The organism is Streptomyces sp. NBC_01352, assembly GCF_036237295.1.
Lineage (GTDB): Bacteria > Actinomycetota > Actinomycetes > Streptomycetales > Streptomycetaceae > Streptomyces > Streptomyces plumbiresistens.
The window spans coordinates 683,515-699,964 of sequence record NZ_CP108354.1; the positions used below are offsets into that span (position 1 = coordinate 683,515).

At 70.4% G+C, this 16,450-nt stretch carries 13 protein-coding genes and 3 pseudogenes; 7 read left to right on the forward strand and 9 right to left on the reverse strand.

The genetic code is table 11. The features are described 5' to 3' along the window. Positions 1-124 precede the first annotated feature (124 nt). Positions 125-288, forward strand: a pseudogene (locus OG252_RS03425) (nitroreductase); the annotation flags it as partial. Between the two features lie 46 nt (positions 289-334). Here OG252_RS03425 and OG252_RS03430 read toward each other — a convergent pair. Both OG252_RS03430 and OG252_RS03435 read right to left on the reverse strand, forming a co-directional pair. Continuing rightward, positions 335-1,585, reverse strand: coding sequence for an MFS transporter (locus OG252_RS03430; protein WP_266451965.1), 1,251 nt, complete (start codon positions 1,583-1,585; stop codon positions 335-337). Between the two features lie 515 nt (positions 1,586-2,100). Beyond that, complete coding sequence (locus tag OG252_RS03435) at positions 2,101-2,445, reverse strand: hypothetical protein (protein WP_266451964.1); 345 nt, start codon at positions 2,443-2,445, stop codon at positions 2,101-2,103. Between the two features lie 268 nt (positions 2,446-2,713). Between OG252_RS03435 and OG252_RS03440 the strand changes: the two genes are divergently transcribed. The 3 genes from OG252_RS03440 to OG252_RS03450 all read left to right on the forward strand — a co-directional run bounded on the left by OG252_RS03440 (position 2,714) and on the right by OG252_RS03450 (position 5,959). Continuing rightward, positions 2,714-3,751 (forward strand): ABC transporter substrate-binding protein, encoded by a 1,038-nt coding sequence (locus tag OG252_RS03440; protein WP_329333584.1) that lies wholly within the window; start codon positions 2,714-2,716, stop codon positions 3,749-3,751. Between the two features lie 130 nt (positions 3,752-3,881). After that, entirely contained in the window at positions 3,882-4,886 is a 1,005-nt protein-coding gene (locus OG252_RS03445) for a FecCD family ABC transporter permease (protein ID WP_329333586.1), read from the forward strand. After that, complete coding sequence (locus tag OG252_RS03450) at positions 4,883-5,959, forward strand: FecCD family ABC transporter permease (protein ID WP_266451961.1); 1,077 nt, start codon at positions 4,883-4,885, stop codon at positions 5,957-5,959. Before OG252_RS03445 ends, OG252_RS03450 begins: the two co-directional genes overlap by 4 nt. 73 nt (positions 5,960-6,032) lie before the next feature. On the opposite strand, the gene OG252_RS03455 is transcribed toward OG252_RS03450, so the two are convergent. The 4 genes and pseudogenes from OG252_RS03455 to OG252_RS03470 all read right to left on the reverse strand — a co-directional run. Then, positions 6,033-7,199: an oxygenase MpaB family protein gene (locus OG252_RS03455; RefSeq protein WP_329333590.1), complete on the reverse strand. Its 1,167-nt coding sequence runs from the start codon at positions 7,197-7,199 to the stop codon at positions 6,033-6,035. A 120-nt stretch (positions 7,200-7,319) separates the two neighbouring features. Continuing rightward, positions 7,320-8,372 carry a polyprenyl synthetase family protein gene (locus OG252_RS03460; protein ID WP_329333592.1) on the reverse strand — a complete coding sequence of 351 codons (1,053 nt, stop codon included), beginning with the start codon at positions 8,370-8,372 and terminating at the stop codon, positions 7,320-7,322. Then, on the reverse strand, positions 8,365-8,634 hold the full coding sequence (locus OG252_RS03465; RefSeq protein ID WP_329345068.1) for a polyprenyl synthetase: 270 nt from the start codon (positions 8,632-8,634) through the stop codon (positions 8,365-8,367). Before OG252_RS03465 ends, OG252_RS03460 begins: the two co-directional genes overlap by 8 nt. Then, a pseudogene (locus OG252_RS03470) lies at positions 8,628-9,329 on the reverse strand (aldo/keto reductase); the annotation flags it as partial. The gene OG252_RS03465 and the pseudogene OG252_RS03470, both read right to left, overlap by 7 nt. A gap of 126 nt (positions 9,330-9,455) precedes the next feature. On the opposite strand from OG252_RS03470, the gene OG252_RS03475 reads away from it, so the two are divergent. Next, on the forward strand, positions 9,456-10,331 hold the full coding sequence (locus OG252_RS03475) for a helix-turn-helix transcriptional regulator (protein ID WP_329333594.1): 876 nt from the start codon (positions 9,456-9,458) through the stop codon (positions 10,329-10,331). Between the two features lie 68 nt (positions 10,332-10,399). On the opposite strand, the gene OG252_RS03480 is transcribed toward OG252_RS03475, so the two are convergent. Together OG252_RS03480 and OG252_RS03485 are read right to left on the reverse strand one after the other, a co-directional pair. Then, positions 10,400-11,329, reverse strand: coding sequence for a DMT family transporter (locus OG252_RS03480; protein ID WP_329333596.1), 930 nt, complete (start codon positions 11,327-11,329; stop codon positions 10,400-10,402). Between the two features lie 189 nt (positions 11,330-11,518). Further along, positions 11,519-11,917, reverse strand: a complete 399-nt coding sequence (locus OG252_RS03485) for an SseB family protein (protein ID WP_266451955.1) — start codon at positions 11,915-11,917, stop codon at positions 11,519-11,521. Between the two features lie 758 nt (positions 11,918-12,675). Here OG252_RS03485 and OG252_RS03490 point away from each other — a divergent pair. Both OG252_RS03490 and OG252_RS03495 read left to right on the forward strand, forming a co-directional pair. Then, a pseudogene (locus OG252_RS03490) lies at positions 12,676-13,074 on the forward strand (ChaB family protein). Between the two features lie 309 nt (positions 13,075-13,383). Further along, positions 13,384-14,055 (forward strand): phosphoribosyltransferase, encoded by a 672-nt coding sequence (locus OG252_RS03495; protein WP_329333599.1) that lies wholly within the window; start codon positions 13,384-13,386, stop codon positions 14,053-14,055. Positions 14,056-14,849: 794 nt separating this feature from the next. On the opposite strand, the gene OG252_RS03500 is transcribed toward OG252_RS03495, so the two are convergent. Beyond that, entirely contained in the window at positions 14,850-15,473 is a 624-nt protein-coding gene (locus tag OG252_RS03500) for a dihydrofolate reductase family protein (protein ID WP_329345069.1), read from the reverse strand. Positions 15,474-16,450: the final 977 nt, after the last annotated feature.

Here is a 16,450-nt window from a genome sequence, read left to right on the forward strand (position 1 = left end):
CAGTAGGTAGACAGAACAGAGTCGGCCGGTGTGACATGCGGTGCGGCGCCGACGGAACTGCACCTGGCCTGCGGTGTGCAAGGACTGAATCCCCGTGCCAGAAACGCCGTTCTGCCCGCGCCAGGGTCCGGCCCGATGGTCCGACGTCGGCATGTATCTGCAGATCGTCATGCTGCTGCTGCGCGCCGAAGGGCTGCACAGTTGCGCGCAGACGGCGTGGTCGGTGTGTCCCAGGACCGTCGCGGAGGTTCTGTCGCCCCCGGACGAGCTCATCGCTTCTGCGGCATGTACCCGTGTGCGGTGATGGCCGCCCCGCCACCCCTGCCTGTGATGGTCACTTCGTGATCCTGGACTGGTCGTATCCCGTCAGACGGTTGACGCGGTAGACGTCCGGCACACAGAGATTGACGACGGCAGCGGCAGCGATCATGCCGGCGCATGCCAACAGCACGCTCTGGCTGTCCCACGAGTGGGCCGCAAGAGCCGTGATGAGGTAACCGAGGGGGATGGCGAGGCGCTCCCCGACTCCGTTGAAGGCACTCATGCGGCCTTGTTCGGCGTGGGGAACGTGCTGCTGGAACGCGGTGGTCCAGGCGACGATCGCGATGTCGAGCCCGATCCCCGCGACAAGGGCGGTCAACAGGACGACGGGCAGCGGCAAGCCCCATCCCATGGCGGCCAGGGGAAGCGCGAGAGCACCGCTCGCCACGACTGCGACGGTCAGCAGGCGGTACGGCTTCCAGCGCAGGCACACGAGTGTCCCGGCCAGCAGACCGCATGCGAAGGCCGCCTGGACCAGGCCCCAGTCTCGTGCCCCGGCATACTGGCGCGCCGCGACGAGAGGGCCGAGGAGTTGGAAGCCGGCCAGCCACGCGGCGACGAGTACGGTCCCGGCAGCCGTATAGGTCCACAGCCAGGTACGTGACCAGAAGCCGGTCCATCCGGCGCGCAGATCGGCGAGAACGCCGCTGGTGGTGAGGGGTGCGTCGAGCCGCAGGCCGAGAAGGAGGAAGGCCGCGGCGGTGAAGGTGAACGCGTCCCAGGCCAGGGCCCACGCCGCACCACTTGCGGCGACGACGAATCCGCCGACGACCGGGCCCAGCACCTTGACCATGTTGCTCGGCAACCGGAGCAGCGCGTTGGCCTGTTGCAGGTACTCGGCGGGAACGATCTGGGCGACGGCACCTTGTGTGGCAGGCACGATAAAGGACGCCGCGGTTCCCGAGACGAAGCCGCAGACGGCGATCGACGCCGTCGTCGCGTGACCGGTGGCCACGGTGACCGCCAGCGCACCCTGCGCGCCCGCCGCCAGCAGGTTGCCGAAGAAGAGGATCTTGCTGCGGGACAGGCGGTCTGCGAAGAGCCCGCCTGCGAGCAGGAACACGATCGTCGGGACGGTGTTCATGGCCAGCACGAGACCGAGGGATCCCGCTCCCCCGCCCTGCTCGATAACGGAGTAGGCCAGTGCCAGAGGGGCCATCGCAGACCCGGCGGTCGATATGAGATTGGCCGACACGAACCGCCGGAAGGCCGCGACTCTCAACGGCGTGCTGATCATCGACGGTGAGTCAGCAGCGGTCTCCATGATGTTCCTTGTGCTCGGCGCAGCGAGCACCCTAATGCAGGAGTACACCGAGCCGAGCACCGGTAGAAGAAGTCGGCCGACAGCCATCCGTAGGACGGCGCGATGCAAGGACGTACGAGCGCACGTCGTGCCCGCCGGCGGGCAGCCCAAAGGCGAACTCCCGGCCCAGGACGATGCGTTCGAGCGGCGGCATGTGGTCCGCCCACCCGGCCCAGTCGCGGGCAGGACCGGGTCCTGCGTTCGTCGGTCACCCGGCGGACGACCACCGGTCGCGGGCGGCCGGTACGAGAAGGCAACCCCGGCCCGAGAAGGCAACCCCGGCCCGAGAAGGCAACCCCGGCCCGAGAAGGCAACCCCGGCCCGAGAAGGCAACCCCGGCCCGAGAAGGCAACCCCGGCCCGAGAAGGCGACCCCGGCCCGAGAAGGCGACCCCGGCCCGAGGAGGCAACCCCGGTCCGACCCAGCCATCAATCCCCGGCGACCGGACACAGCCCCGAGAACATCAACCACGTAGATCAGGTGCCCTCTTGGCCGGAGAACCTCCTCGCGAGGTCCCGGTGCCATTCCGCGGCCTTCGTCGCCTGGTCGCTGGTGATGGTCATGCCGGGCAGGCTCAAGCGCTCGATCTGGTCGGCGCAGCGCAGGTGCTCCTGGTGGGCGTGTTCCCGGCAGGCCAGGCAGGTGACGCTGTCCGGGCGGGGAGAGGTCATCACATAGGCCACCTGGCGTCCGCAACCGGTGGTGACGACGCTCGGGGCGTCGGTTGCGCGGCCCAACGTCGACGCGATCACGTTGCGGACGGCGGCACCGGCCTGCGCCACCTTCTGCTCCACGTGTATGTGCGGATCGGTCTCGCTCATCTGGGCCCGCGCCTCCGTCCGAGTCGTTCGGAACCAGGCTAGCGGTGCGACGCCAGGCAGTCTGTCGGCAGCGTCGGTCGGCGGGCTGCTGTCGTCGTGCACTCCGTCGGCCCAGGAGTCGCGCGTCGCGGGTCGGGGAGGGGACGGCGAGGACAGGCGTATGACGGTGACAGGAACCACACAGGACCGCTTATCAACCATGACGAGCCCCCAGATAAGGTGAGCCTGGCCTAATGGCCAAAAAGTGGTGTCACAAAGGAGTTCTGGCATGTTCCCTCGGCGTCGCGGCCCGTCCGCCCTCGCTTTCGCCGTCGCAGCGGCGCTGATCCTCGGGGCGTGTGGCGGTTCCGCCGACGACGGCAAGGACACGGGGTCCGGAGGCGGTGACAAGAAGGCCGTGGCGCAGGGCGGTGAGGACTTCGGGTCCGCCGCACAGAAGACCGCGGCGATGGGCACCGACGCCAAGCCTGGCGAGTGGCCGCGCACCGTCCGGCACTCGATGGGCAAGACCGTGATCGAGGCCCAGCCCAAGCGCGTGGTGGTCCTGGACGTCGGCGAGCTGGACAACGTGGTGTCGCTGGGCATCAAGCCGGTCGGACTCGCCCCCACCGAGGGCTCCCCCGAGCTGCCGTCGTACCTGAAGAAGGACGCCGGCACTCCGAAGAACGTCGGCACCATCAACAACCTCAACCTCGAAGCGATCGCCGGTCTCCAGCCGGACCTCATCCTCGGCAGCCAGCTGCGCGCCGCGGACAAGTACGACGAGTTGTCGAAGATCGCCCCGACCGTCTTCTCCATCCGGCCCGGCTTCACGTGGAAGGAGAACTACCTCCTCAACGCGTCGGCCCTCGACAGGACGGCAGAGGCCGAGGCGAAGCTCGCCGCGTACGACACCAAGGTCAAGGCACTCGGCACCGAGCTCGGCGCCGACAAGCCGACCGTCTCGATGGTGCGTTACCTGCCCGACGGCCTGATCCGCCTCTACGCGAACGCCTCCTTCATCGGCACCATCCTCAAGGACGCCGGCATCCCCCGCCCGAAGAACCAGGACATCGAGGACCTGGCCGCCGAGGTCAGCGCCGAGAACATCGACCAGGCCGACGCCGACTACATCTTCACCGGCGTCTACGGCGACGCGAAGGCCACGGACAAGTCCCGTGCGCAGGGCAACCCGTTGTGGAAGAACCTCAAGGCGGTCAAGGCCGGGCACGCCTATGACGTACCTGACGAGACCTGGTACCTCGGACTCGGTGTCACCGCGGCCGAGCAGGTCGTCGCGGACCTGGACAAGTACCTGACCAAGTAGACGACCGGGGCTCCGGCCCCGGCGTGGCCGGTCGTCAGTCCGTCCGCTCGCGTGAACCACTGAACCACCGGAACGACGTGAACCACACGCATCAGACGTGAATCCCATGCATCACATGAAGAGGTAGCGCATGTCCCGTGCCACCCGGCGCCCGGCCGTCCGGCTGGTCGCGGGCGTGCTCCTGCTGCTTCTCGCCGTCCTGCTCAGTCTCGCGGTCGGCAGCCGCCAGATCGCCCCCTCCGAGGTGTTCGACGCGCTGCTGCACGGCGGGACCGGCGACAACGCGCAGGTCGTACGGGCCCTTCGGGTGCCCCGCACGCTCATCGGCGCGATGGTCGGCCTCGCCCTGGCGGTCGCCGGCGTGGTCATGCAGGGCCTCACCCGCAATCCGATCGCCGAGCCCGGCGTCCTCGGCGTCAGCCAGGGCGCCTCGCTCGGCGTGATCTGCGCGATCGCGTTCTTCGGGGTGCACACGCTCAACGGATACGTCTGGTTCGCATTCGTCGGCGCCGGGCTCGCGGCGGTGGCCGCGTACGCCGTCGCCAGCGGGGGCCGCGGCGGCGCCTCCCCGGTGAAACTGGCCCTGGCCGGTGCCGCGATGAACGCCTTCCTCGCCTCGGTGGTGTCCGGAATCGTCACCACCGATGCCCAGGTCCTGGACGAGTTCCGCTTCTGGGACGTCGGTTCCATCAGCGGGCGGGACGGCTCCGTCGTGGCGCAGACGTGGCCGTTCCTGCTCGCGGGTCTGCTACTGGTCGCCATCACGGTCCCCGGCCTGGACGCGCTCGCCCTGGGCGACGACGTGGCCCGGGGACTCGGCCACCACGTCCTTCGGGTGCGGATCCTGGGTGCCCTCGCCGCGACCGTGCTGACCGGGGCCGCGGTGGCCGCGGCCGGTCCCATCGCCTTCGTCGGGCTCGCCGTGCCGCACATCGCCCGCGCTCTGGTGGGCTCGGGCCATCGCTGGGTCCTGCCCATGGCCGCCGTACTGGGTCCCTCGGTGATCCTGGTCTCGGACGTGCTCGGGCGGGTCCTCTTCCCGCCCTCGGAGGTCCCGGTGGCCGTGATGACGGCCTTGTTGGGCGTGCCGTTCCTGGTCGCGCTCGTACGGCGGAAGGCGACGGTGGCGGCATGACGCAACTGGACCGGACCGGCACGGCGACGGCCCGCCCCGTCGGCTACTCCGTCATCCGCGTGCGCGACAACAGCGTCCTGCTGCACCGCAGGGCCGTCGTGATCGCCGCCGTCCTCACGGTCGCGCTGGCGGTGACCGTCGTCGCCTCGCTGTGCATCGGCGAATCCTTCGTCTCCCCCACCGAGGTCGTCCGCGTACTGCTCGGGAAGCCGAGCCCCGACGAGCTGGTCGTCGGCACGCTGCGGCTGCCCCGCCTGGTGACAGGTCTGCTGGTCGGTGCCGCCTTCGGGATCGCGGGTGCGCTGGTCCAGACGGTCGCCCGCAACTCCCTGGCCAGTCCGGACGTCATCGGCGTCACGCACGGCGCGGGCGCGGCGACCGTGACCGCGATGACCTTCGGCGTCACGTCCCCCACCACGCTGCCGTACGTCGCGATCGTCGGCGGGCTGTCCGCCGCCGTGCTCGTCTACGCCTTCGCCTGGCGCAAGGGCCTGCACGCCACGCGGTTCGTCCTCGTCGGGATCGGTGTCTCGATCGCGCTGGGCTCGCTGACCCGGCTGTTCCTGACCAAGGGCGACTATCTGGTGGCCCAGCAGGCCAAGGTGTGGCTCACGGGCTCCCTCAACGGACGCGGTTACGACCAGGCGGCGCCCCTCGCCCTGACCCTGCTCGTCCTGCTCCCGCCGCTGCTGTGGGCCGCCCGGGCCCAGCGGGCGGTGTCCCTGGACGACGACACGGCTACCGCCTTGGGTGTCCCGCTGGATCGCGTACGGCTGGGTCTGACCGCCCTCGGCGTGGTGCTGGCGTCGGTCGCGACGGGGGCGGCCGGGCCCGTCGACTTCGTCGCGCTGCTGGCACCCCAGATTGCCCGTCGCCTCACCCGCACCGCCCAGATCCCTCTGCTCTGCTCGGCGTTGACGGGTGCCCTGATCGTGACCACGGCGGATCTGCTGGCCCGGCGCATGTTCTCTCCCACCGAGCTGCCGGTCGGCGTGCTGACCGCGGCGGTCGGCGCGCCGTATCTGATGTGGCTGATCGCCCGCACGCGGAGCCGCGGCGGGGCCACTGCCTGAGCCTGTCCCGTCACCCTCCGGTACATGGCAACCACAACTGCATTGTCCGTCGCCATGGGTGTCAGGTAGGCGGTCAGAGCGGATCGGCTGCGGGGGCGGGTGGGGTCCAGCGGTGGGTGCGGGGCGTGGTGGAGGAAACGCCGTAGTCCTTCTTCAGTTGCTCCGGAATCGCGTAGTGCATGACGCGGCCCCGGGTGAGCGAGGACAGTTCGAGGATCGTGGTCAGGTGACCGAGGCGGTCCAGGGCCCAGGCACCGAGCGGGGAGCGGTCCTCGATGGTCTCCAGGACGCCGAGCAGGTGGGGTACGGCTTTCACGACGGTGTCCCAGGCGGTGCGCGGGACGTCCAGCCAGTCGGCGCAGGTGTCGCCGACCAGGTGACGGATCAGGGCGGAGACGATCGGGTCGAAGAAGGTGCCGGGGACGACTTCCTCGTACAGATCGATCAGCTGCCGCGTGAGACGCGCGCCGTCCTCGCTCGGCCCCATGTGGCGGATCATGTACAGGTCGAGGAACTGTCGGGCGGACTCCATGTCCTTGGGCACTTGGCTCTGGTCGACGCCGAGCATCGCACCGACCACCCGCCAGGCGTACAGGTACGCCTCCGCGCCCTCGATGCTCATGTGGATGTTCAGCCGGTGCAGGGAGTCCAGCACCAGCAGCGAGAAGAGCATCTGGCCGCCGATCATGTCTTCCTGACAGATCGGCACCCCCAGACCGTCGGTGTCCCAGCGGTTGTCCTTCTTGAGGTGGTGGCGGATGGACGCGTGCAGCAGACGGACCTTCTGGGCGGCGGGGATGAAGCGGCTGCCTGCCTCGAACGCCCCGGGCTGCATTAGGTAGACGGTGAACTGCCCGGTCTCCGCCATCCGCTTGGAGGGGTACTCCAGCGAGTGCGTCGTCGCCAGCAGCTTCGCCACGTGCGGGATGACATAGCAGGCGGGCATGGAGGCGAAGGACAGCGCGGTGGAGATGTGCACGTTGTTGTCGATAAAGAACAGCCTGGCCTTCTCCATCTCGGCCCAGTCGACCCACGCCGGTGGTGCGCCGGTGGCGTGCAGGTACTCCCGCGCCACCTCGGGAAGACCGTCGGGCAGTGGTGCGCCGGCGGTCGACACGTAGCGCATCAGGGTGTTGAACGTGCCCACCTCCCCGCGTGCGAAGAGGGTGGCCACCGTGACGTCGGCGAGTTCGTCACCGCTGTCGCGCAGGGCGTCCATCGACGCCTGGGTGTAGGTCATCACAGGCTTGTTGTCTCCAGTCGGAACAGGCGGGGCCGGACAGGGACGAGGCGTGGCGCCGGCCACCGGCATTCAGCGCCATCGGAATTCAGTGCCACCGGGATTCAGTGCCGGCGGAATTCAGCGCCGGCGGACCGCGGCCGCATGTGCCAGGCCGGTGAGGGCTCGTGAGGCGGGTGCGGGGATGTCCAGGTCGTCCAGAGAGCGGGTGGCTTCCTCGACCCGGGCAGTGATCATCTGTTCGATGCGGTCGGGTGCATTGAGCCGGCTCATCACCTCGCGCACCTCCTCCAGGCCGGGCGTGCCCACCTCACGTCGGCCGAGCAGCGCGCGCAGGCGCTGTCGGTCGGTCTCGTCGGCCAGCCTCCAGGTCTCCGCCAGCAGGGCGGTGGGCCGGTGAGCGTGCAGGTCGTCCGTGTTGGCCTTGCCGGTGAGGGCCGGATCCCCGAACAGACCGAGCAGGTCGTCGCGCAACTGGAAGGCCTCGCCCAGCGGCAGCCCGTAGCGGGAGTAGCCCTCCCTCAGCTGGTGCCCGGCGCCTGCCAGCGCGCCTCCGATCAGCAATGGCTGCTCGACGGTGTACTTCGCGGTCTTGTAGCGGATCACCTTCAACGACTGCGCCGTGTCCGGTTCGCCACCGGTGTGCAGGAGTTCCAGGCACTCGCCCGCGATCAGCTCCCGGGCCAGGGCCGCCCACAGGGGACGGGCCCGGGCCAGGTAGCCCGCGGGCAAGCCGCTGGTGGCGAACAGCTGCCCGGCCAGCGACATGAGCCAGTCCCCCACCAGCATCGCCAGTGCCCTGGCTGTGGCCGTGGCACGTGGACGACCACACAGCGCCGCTTCAAGGGCAACATGCGTGGTGGGCCGGCCATGCCGCACTGCGCTGTCGTCGATGATGTCGTCATGCACGACCGCGGCGGCGTGGACCAGCTCCATGGACGCTGCCGCCCGCACCAGCGCGTCGCTGTCAGGCTGTCCCGCCGCCCGCCAGCCCCAGTAGCAGAACGCCGCCCTCAGCCGCTTTCCGTCCGATACGGCGGTCTCGACCTGGTCGGCCACCGGGCCCAAGTCGGCATCGATGGCAAGCAGTTGGTCCGACTCCTGCGCCACGAACCGGCTCAGCACCTTGTCGACGCGTAACTTGAACACGGCCGCCTCGTCCCGGTCAGCCACCGTCGGCAGCCCGCCGGGCCAGGACGCTCTGGGCGAGAACCTCCAGGTGGGCCGGCGGCACCACCGCGTACCGGTCCACAGCCAGTCGCCCGCGCGCCGTGAGATCCCGCTGCGCGTCAGCCGCCAACTCCGCCGCGTCCGAGCGGCTCAGCAACCCCCGTACGCTGCCCACGGCCGAGCCGAGGCAACTCACCGCCAGGTCGGCAAGCCCCGCCGCCAACAGCACCGCCTGCTCGGCTGTACCCCTGTCAGACCGGAGAATCGGGGACTGTGGCTGCGGTTGTCGCCGGGGTCGGCGCTGCGGGCGGCCGTCCAGTGCCCGGAGATGAGGCCGCGGCCAAGGACGCCGTACGCGCTCAACCCGATGCCCAGCTCCCGCAGCGTGGGCAGAATGTCCGCCTCCACCGCGCGGGAGATCAGCGAGTACTCGATCTGCAGGTCGGCGACCGGGTGTACGGCGTGCGCCCGGCGGATCGTCGCCGCATCGACCTCCGAGAGGCCGAGGTGGCGCACGTGCCCTGCGTCGATCATGTCCTTGATCGCGCCCACCGTCTCCTCGATCGGTACGGCCGGATCGAGGCGGGCGGGACGGTAGATGCCGATGTGGTCAGTGCCCAGCCGGGTCAGCGAGTAGGCCAGGAAGTTCCTCACCGCCTCGGGACGGCCGTCCTGCCCGCCGAACTCGTGCCCCGGGCCCCGCAGCATGCCGAACTTGACGCTCAGCCGGTAGCTGTCCCGGTCCCGGCCGCGCAGCGCCTCGGCGAGCAGCAGCTCGTTGTGGCCCATGGCGTAGAAGTCGGCGGTGTCGATCAGCGTGACGCCGGCCTCAAGGGCGGCGTGCACGGTGGCGATGCTCTCCGCGCGGTCGGCCGCGCCGTAGGCGCCCGACATGCCCATCGCGCCCAGTCCCAGCGCGGAAACGGCCGGCCCGGTGCTGCCCAGGGTTCGTGTCTGCATCGTGTTCTCCCTCGTCGTCGGTCTGCCACCCACCTTGTGTCCGGGCCGCGACGTGCGGGAGCGGAGCGTTCATCATGGGAGAGCCGCTCCCTGGCTCGGTCCGCCCGCCGCAGGGACCATGGGGTCATGCAACGTGAGCAGCTCGCCGACTTCCTGCGCCGCCGCCGTCAGGCGATTCGCCCGGCCGAGGTCGGGCTCGCCGACGGCCCCCGCCGGCGCACCACCGGCCTGCGCCGGGAAGAGGTGGCCATGCTCGCCGGCATGTCGGTGGACTACGTCGTACGTCTCGAGCAGGGCCGCAGCAGTCAGCCCTCCGCCCAGCTGCTCGGCGCGCTGGCCCGGGCACTGCGTCTGTCCGACGACGAGCGCGACCACCTGTTCCACCTGGCCGGGCACCGGCCCCCGCCCACCGACTCGGTGGCCGCCCTGGCCCGCGCCGGTCTGATGCGCATGCTCGACCTGCTCGGCGACACCCCGGCCCTGGTCCTGTCCGACCTGGGCGAGATCCTCGCCCAGAACCGGGCAGCCATCCTGCTGACGGGCGACCACACCGGCTTCACCGGTGACCGCCGCTACGCGATACACCGCTGGTTCACCGAGCCCGCGACCCGCGCCGCCCGCCCGCCCGAAGAGCAGGAGCACCACTCCCGCCAGCTCGTGGCCGACCTGCGCGCGGCCGCCGGCCGCCGCTCCGGCGATCCCACCGTCACCGGACTCGTCGCCCGGCTGCAGGCCGACAGCGCGGACTTCCGCAGGCTCTGGGCCGAGCACGAGGTGGCGGTCCGACGCGTCGACCGCAAAACCGTTCTGCACCCACGGGTCGGCCGCGTGCTGATGGACTGCGAGACCCTGCTCACCCCCGACCAGGGCCAGCAACTGCTGGTCCTCACCCCCGCGGACGCCGAGGCCCGCGAACGGCTGGAACTGCTGCGGGTGGTGGGCATCGAGGAATTCCCCACCGGAGCAACAGGCACACCCGCAACGGGCACACCCGCACGGTGAAGCGGCCGGCTACGCGGCACCCGCCCGGTCACAGTGACATTGCTGCGCGGAGGGCTTGCGGGTCCGCGTCAGCCGCCGCAGCTTCGGGTGCGGCTCGACGACGTTCGAGTCTGCTCCGGGCCACCATCGTCGCGGTTCCCCGGCGCGCCGCCCGTCGTGACGTAGGCGCTGAGCATGATCAGGCCGCAGCCGAGCCACAGCGCGGGCGTCGGCCGTTCACCCAGCACCGAAGCGCCCAGGGCCAGTGCACCGACCGGAATAGGGAGCAGCAGGACCACGCCGATGTGGCTCGGCAGCCTGGGCGAGCTGACGGCCACCAGCAGCCAGCCGACGATCTGGCTGCTCAGCGCCACCACCGCCGGCCAGCCCAGCGTCCGCCAGGACGGTGCGAGGTCGAGGGTGCCCCAGACGGCGCCTCCCAGCGCGGAGACGACGGTCGAGACGCAGATCACCAGCGTGTACGTAGTACGGACGTGCCCCTCAAAGCCGCCGCGGCGCAGCGGGAACAGGAACCCCGAGTAGCTCAGCGCTGCCAGCACCGCGTGCACCGTGCCCGCGGTCGGGTCGCTGCCGCTCGCGCCCTTCTCGAAGAGCCCGCCCGTCAGCACCACGCCCTCGAGCAGCACCGGCAGCCAGAGCAGGAATCGGCACGGCACGCGTTGGTGGTCCACCACCCAGGCGAGAAACGGCACCAGCACCACCTGCACATTGACCAGCACGGTGGACGGTCCCGCCCCGACTTCGGTGATCGCCTTCGCCCACAGCAGCATGTCCCCGGCGAACAACGCCCCGCCGGCCAGCCCGTACGGCACCTGTCGCCGAGGCGGCCGGCCTTCGCGGCGGTACTCCGGGAGCGCCAGCAGCACCAGGGCGGGTACGGCCAGCGGACAGCGGTACGCGGAGGCCGTGCCCGCGTCCGCGTCGGACAGGTCGATACAGACCGGCGACACGGACAACGCGAGCGCACCGGCCGCCTGGCCCCAGCGAGGACCGGCCAAGGGCCGGACCGCGCGCCGACAATCGGGGGAGGTATCCGGACGTACCACGGAGCGGACGGACTCCTCACCAAGAGTGCGCCGACGGGCACGGGTACCCGTACGGCCGGCCACTCATACGTGCGGCGGTCGCTCCCCGCACGGTCGGCTGTGTCCAGCGCACGGGTAACGGCAGCGGCCGAGGGCGAAGCCTCAATCCATGTGGCGGTCCAGCAGTTCCCTGACCCCCTCAGCCGTCAACGCCAGCTCTTCCGGCGTGCCGGCGTCGATGACGAGCGCCAGCTCCTCGGAGGGCCAGCCGTGGGCGAGCGCACCGAGCAGGATCCGCCGGTGCTCTGAGATCTGCGGGAACGCGTGCCTCATGCGGGCCTGCGAGGTGAACACCGGCACCAGTTCGGTGCCATCCGGCTGCTCGTAGACGGGCAGACTCACCGTCCCGGCAGGCTGGTCCCCGGCGGCGGCGCCGGTCGGGACGAGAACCTCGCTGCCGGCGAGGGTGTCCAGTTCCGCTTCGTCGGCGTCGCCATCGACAACCGCCCGCAGGGCCAGTTGAACGGCGGAGGCGGCGCCATCGGGAAAGTGGTCAGTCACGGTTGGCCAGCCCCTCGGATAGGTCGAATGTGGCCGGGGAGGCAGCGCGGTAACTCCGCGATACCTCCCTCAAGATCCGGCGACCCGGGCCGAGTGCCCCGACTCCCACCTTTCATGTGCCGGACGGCGCCCACACATCCACTTCCCGCCATCAAGGCCCGCGCCACCGCCGACCACGGCGCCAGACACGGCCCCGCACGCCGCTGCGCCTGGCGGATGTCACCCATCAGTGTCGGCGCCGGGTTCTCGTATCGGTTGGGCCCATGCCCGCGTGCACGATCATCCGATCCGGCCGGGGCAACGGCAGTCACGGACTGTGCCGCCCCAGAGTGGATGACTCACCGACAGCAAGACGTCACTCGTCGCGAGGCTTCTCGCACGGACCGGGGCCTGCGCAACCGTGGTCGGCCCAAGAGCCATGCGGAACGGCCGGCGATTCCCCCGTCGGGCGACGACGAGGAGGCGGAGGCGGAGGTCTCGGGCCTGATCCGCAACATCCTCCGCCGCGCAAGGGAACGCCTTGCTGCATTCTGCGTCGGCGTCCTCCTCGACTCTACGACGGCCCCGCCATCTCTCCGAGCCTGTCGGATCAGCCGGTGCACGTGCCAGGCACTTTCACCGCCCATGTCGGGGGTGGGGCGCCCCACCGGCCCGCGGGCCGTGCTCAGCTGCCGTTGACGGCCCGGGCGCCACCGTTACCACGGCCCTGCGGCGGGAACCCGGTCCGCGGATCAGCCACATTCAAGGAGGTGAGTCACATGCCTGGACGACAGGAGCTGCCGTCGACCCTCGAGCGCTCCTCGATCGAGGCCCAGCGCACATGGGTCAAGGCACATGACTCCGCCGTCGAGCAGTATGGCGAGGGCGAGCGGGCCCACCGGGTCGCCTACGGCGCGCTCAAGCACACGCACGAGAAGGTCGGCGACCACTGGGAGCGCAAGGAGGGCGGCCGCAAGGGCCCCTCCGACCCGTAGTCGGCCCGTCCCCGCCAGCAGGGCGGACGCAGCGGTGAGGGCCTCGACGAGCACGCCACGAAGGAGCATCTCTACGATCTCGCGCGGCGACTGAACATCGACGGACGGTCACGCATGTCGAAGTCTGACCTGCTCGACGCGATCCGCAAAGCCAACCGCTCCCGCACGCGCGCAGCCAGTTGACGCTGGGGCGGGACGCCGGCGCAGTTTGGCGGCCGGTGGACAGGAAACCCCGGACAGTGACAGATGACGTCATGAGGCCGTCGGTGTCGTGGAGGAAACGGGATCCGGGGCGCGCACCTTCCGCCCTGGCGACCGCCTGGTGTGCCGTCCACCGTGGTGTGCGGGACATGCAGTCACTGCCGTGTCCCCGGCGCCTTTGAGCAGGCGGCCGCTGCGGCGGCGCGGCGACAAGCCCAATCCGCCGGACAGAGCTCGCCGCCCCGAGGACACACAACACATCCTTTCGCGGAGGAAGGCAGGCATCAGGTCATGCGATTCCACGACCGTCGCCACGCCGGCCAGGAACTCGCCCTGCGGATGATGGAGTGGGCGGCCGACGGAGATCTCGTCAACACTGTCGTACTCGCGCTGCCCCGAGGTGGCGTCCCGGTGGCGGCTGAGGTGGCCCAGACCCTCAAGGCGCCCTTGGACGTGCTGGTCGCGCGGAAGATCGGCATCCCCGGCCGCCCGGAGACCGGCGTCGGCGCGATCGTCGGTGACGACCCTCCGCTGTTCGACCGACGCGCTCTGGAGATGCTCGGCCTGAGCGAGGAGCGGCTCAGCCCGGACGTGGCCCGCGAACGAACCGAACTGCACCGCCGGGAACAGCTGTACCGGGGCGACCGCTCCGCGCCCGACGTCAAGGACCGGGCCGTGATCCTCGTCGACGACGGCCTCGCCACCGGCGCCACCGCGCGCGCCGCTCTCCGGTACCTGCGCCGTCGGGACCCCGCCCGCCTGATCCTCGCCGTGCCCGTCTCCGCTCCCGACACTGCCGCCGCGATGCGCTCCGAGGCCGATGACATCATCTGCCTTCACCAGCCGCCGGACTTCTGGGCGGTAGGCCAGTGGTACGACGACTTCGACCAGGTCAGCGACGAACAGGTCATCGAAACCCTGCGCGCCCACAGCGCTTCGCCTTCCAAGAGCGGACGCCAGTAGCCGGAGTCCCTGCTGCGTCGATGGCGGGCAGCGGTTTCCCGGTGGCCGGACGTCGTCGAGTCCGCACCCAGGCCGCGGCGGATCACCTCATAGCCGCGCTGCAGGGCGCGCTCGGCGGTGAAAGCGGCCTGCGAGCTTCAGGCAACTGGGTACAGCGGTGCCATGCCGTCCAAGTGGACCGTCCATGCCCCGCACCCTCCGTGTTCGCAGCACAGGCGGGTGGCCGTGAGCCCATGGCGTCACAGCTCGTTCTCACTACGACGATGTCCTCCCGATTCGTGTACCGCTCCGGCGGAACGCCACGCAGCGCGGACAACGGACCGGCCAGGACATGGCCGGTACCCACGGCAGCCGCCCGCACGGGCGAGAGAGAGGCAGACCGTGCGTCAGCGCCTGCGGACCGCTCGCTGCCTGTACGACTTCGATTCCTCGGTGGCAGCGGTGCGGGCGGTGGGCCGGTTCCTGCGGTGCCGCCGCGTGGCCGGCCGACCTCGCCTCGCACCTGCCCTCATCCGCACGACGGCGACTGTTCGTTCTGACCGCTCACTGCAGGGCGCACCACTCCCCCACGTACGCCGGTTGAGCGGGGACGACCTGGGCGCATGGACGTACGCGTCGCCGCCGCCCTGCGCGAGGTGGCGATCCTCGGCAACCGGATCCGCGACAACGGCCGCCGTACCGCACCGACGACGCCGGGCGGGGGCGATGGAGCCGCCACCGTCGACGCCTGCGGCACCAGCCGCCCCAGAGACCGACTCAAGCTCACGTCCGCCGAAGAGCTGCAGAGTGTCTGTTCAGTGGTGCGCGCCGGCCTCGTAAGCCCCGAATGTGGGCGCCCCCGTGGACTCGTAGACCTGGGCCGCGACTCCGCTCGGTGTCGTCTCGCTGCTCAGCAGCCGCAGCCCGGCCGGGGCACCGTTCTCCGGGAACAGCCGTCGGCCGCTGCCCACGACGACCGGCGCGACCATCAGCCGCAGCTCGTCGATCAGCCCGGCGGCCAGCAGCGACGCGCCGAGGCGGGCGCTGCCGTGGATCTGCAGCTCCCGTCCGGGTTGCTGCTTCAACTCGGCGACCTGGGCCGGCACGTCCCCGGAGAGGATCGTGGTCGGCTCCCAGTCGGCTCGCGTCAGGCTGTGTGACGCCACGTACTTCGGCAAGCCGTTGAGCTTGGTGGCGATCGGGTCGTCCGGGTCGTTCATCCTCGGCCAGTCTCGCGCGAAGTTGTCATAGGTGCGGCGCCCGTACAGAAACGCGTCCACCTCGCCGAGCCACCCCGTGACGATCCGCATGAACTCGTCGTCCAGATGCGGCACGAGCCAGCCGCCCCGGGCGAACCCGTCGCTGGTGTCCTCCTCCGGGGACCCGGGCCCCTGCGCCACGCCGTCCAGCGACAGAAACTCCTGCAGAACCAACTTCACAGCGCACTGCCCTTCTCCAGCACCGAGACGCCTGCCGCCCCGGCCCCGACTACACCGCGCACCGAGCGTAGCGGCGGCCTCCGCGCCCTGTTCGGGGCTGCGGGCTCCGGCCAGCACAGTGTGACCGAGTTCGATGAGGCGGCGGGCGGTCTCGCGGCCAAGCCCCTTGCTCGAGAGCAGTACCACCATCGATGTCACCTTGGTGACCGAGGGCGCAGGAAGACGGGCGTCATGACGACGACGCCCGGGGCCGGTGGCGGAATCGGCTGCCCCCGTCGGCCGCGGCGCTGTCGGTGAGCCCGGCACGCCGTGCGGTCGGGCTGCGCCGCGAGGAGCGCCGGCTCACCGGCTGCCGCCCATCGCGGAGAAGCCGACGGGGTACGACACCGCCGGCGCGGGAGCGGCAGGCAGGTAGCGCCGCAGCCCCGGGGATGTTCACCTGAGCACCCCGCTGCCTGACCCGATCCCATTCACCGCGACTACGCCTGACACGGCCATCTCCCCGCGTGCTCCCGCAGGCCATCGGTAATGCGCCGGCACCGCGTTTCGGTCCGCTCGCTCGTACTTGTCAATACACGGCATGTGCTGCTTCCCCCTCGTCGTGATCCCCGCGCAACAGACCGTGTTTGCATCCATCGCCGACAGCGCTTCGCCCACAACTACACGCACTGAAAAGGCAGTTGGACGCCAGAGACACAGGTCACCCTGCGCGCAGCCTTGGGTTTGTGGATTGCCCTCGTGCGAGTCGTCTGTACTCACGACCGTCCCAGTCCGGCTACACATGTGACAGTGTGAGGGGCGCGCCGTGTCTGCACCCTCAGCTCGCCGCCCGCAGGCTGTGCGCGGTCAGACTGAGGGATGAGCTCGGCGCAGACCGTTCAAGGGAGGACACCTCACTTGCGGTTGTCCGTACTATCGCTACGACAAGGCACTGTGCATGAGTACGGCTGCCGCCCGGAGACACCGGTGCGGGCCGG

Bases quoted from the DNA above. Each gene is read 5' to 3' on its own strand.
- OG252_RS03440 (WP_329333584.1), top strand. From the start codon at position 2,714: ATGTTCCCTCGGCGTCGCGGCCCGTCCGCCCTCGCTTTCGCCGTCGCA.
- OG252_RS03475 (WP_329333594.1), top strand. From the start codon at position 9,456: ATGCAACGTGAGCAGCTCGCCGACTTCCTGCGCCGCCGCCGTCAGGCG.
- OG252_RS03455 (WP_329333590.1), bottom strand. From the start codon at position 7,199: ATGACCTACACCCAGGCGTCGATGGACGCCCTGCGCGACAGCGGTGAC.
- OG252_RS03495 (WP_329333599.1), top strand. From the start codon at position 13,384: ATGCGATTCCACGACCGTCGCCACGCCGGCCAGGAACTCGCCCTGCGG.
- OG252_RS03435 (WP_266451964.1), bottom strand. From the start codon at position 2,445: ATGAGCGAGACCGATCCGCACATACACGTGGAGCAGAAGGTGGCGCAG.
- OG252_RS03450 (WP_266451961.1), top strand. From the start codon at position 4,883: ATGACGCAACTGGACCGGACCGGCACGGCGACGGCCCGCCCCGTCGGC.
- OG252_RS03430 (WP_266451965.1), bottom strand. From the start codon at position 1,585: ATGGAGACCGCTGCTGACTCACCGTCGATGATCAGCACGCCGTTGAGA.
- OG252_RS03445 (WP_329333586.1), top strand. From the start codon at position 3,882: ATGTCCCGTGCCACCCGGCGCCCGGCCGTCCGGCTGGTCGCGGGCGTG.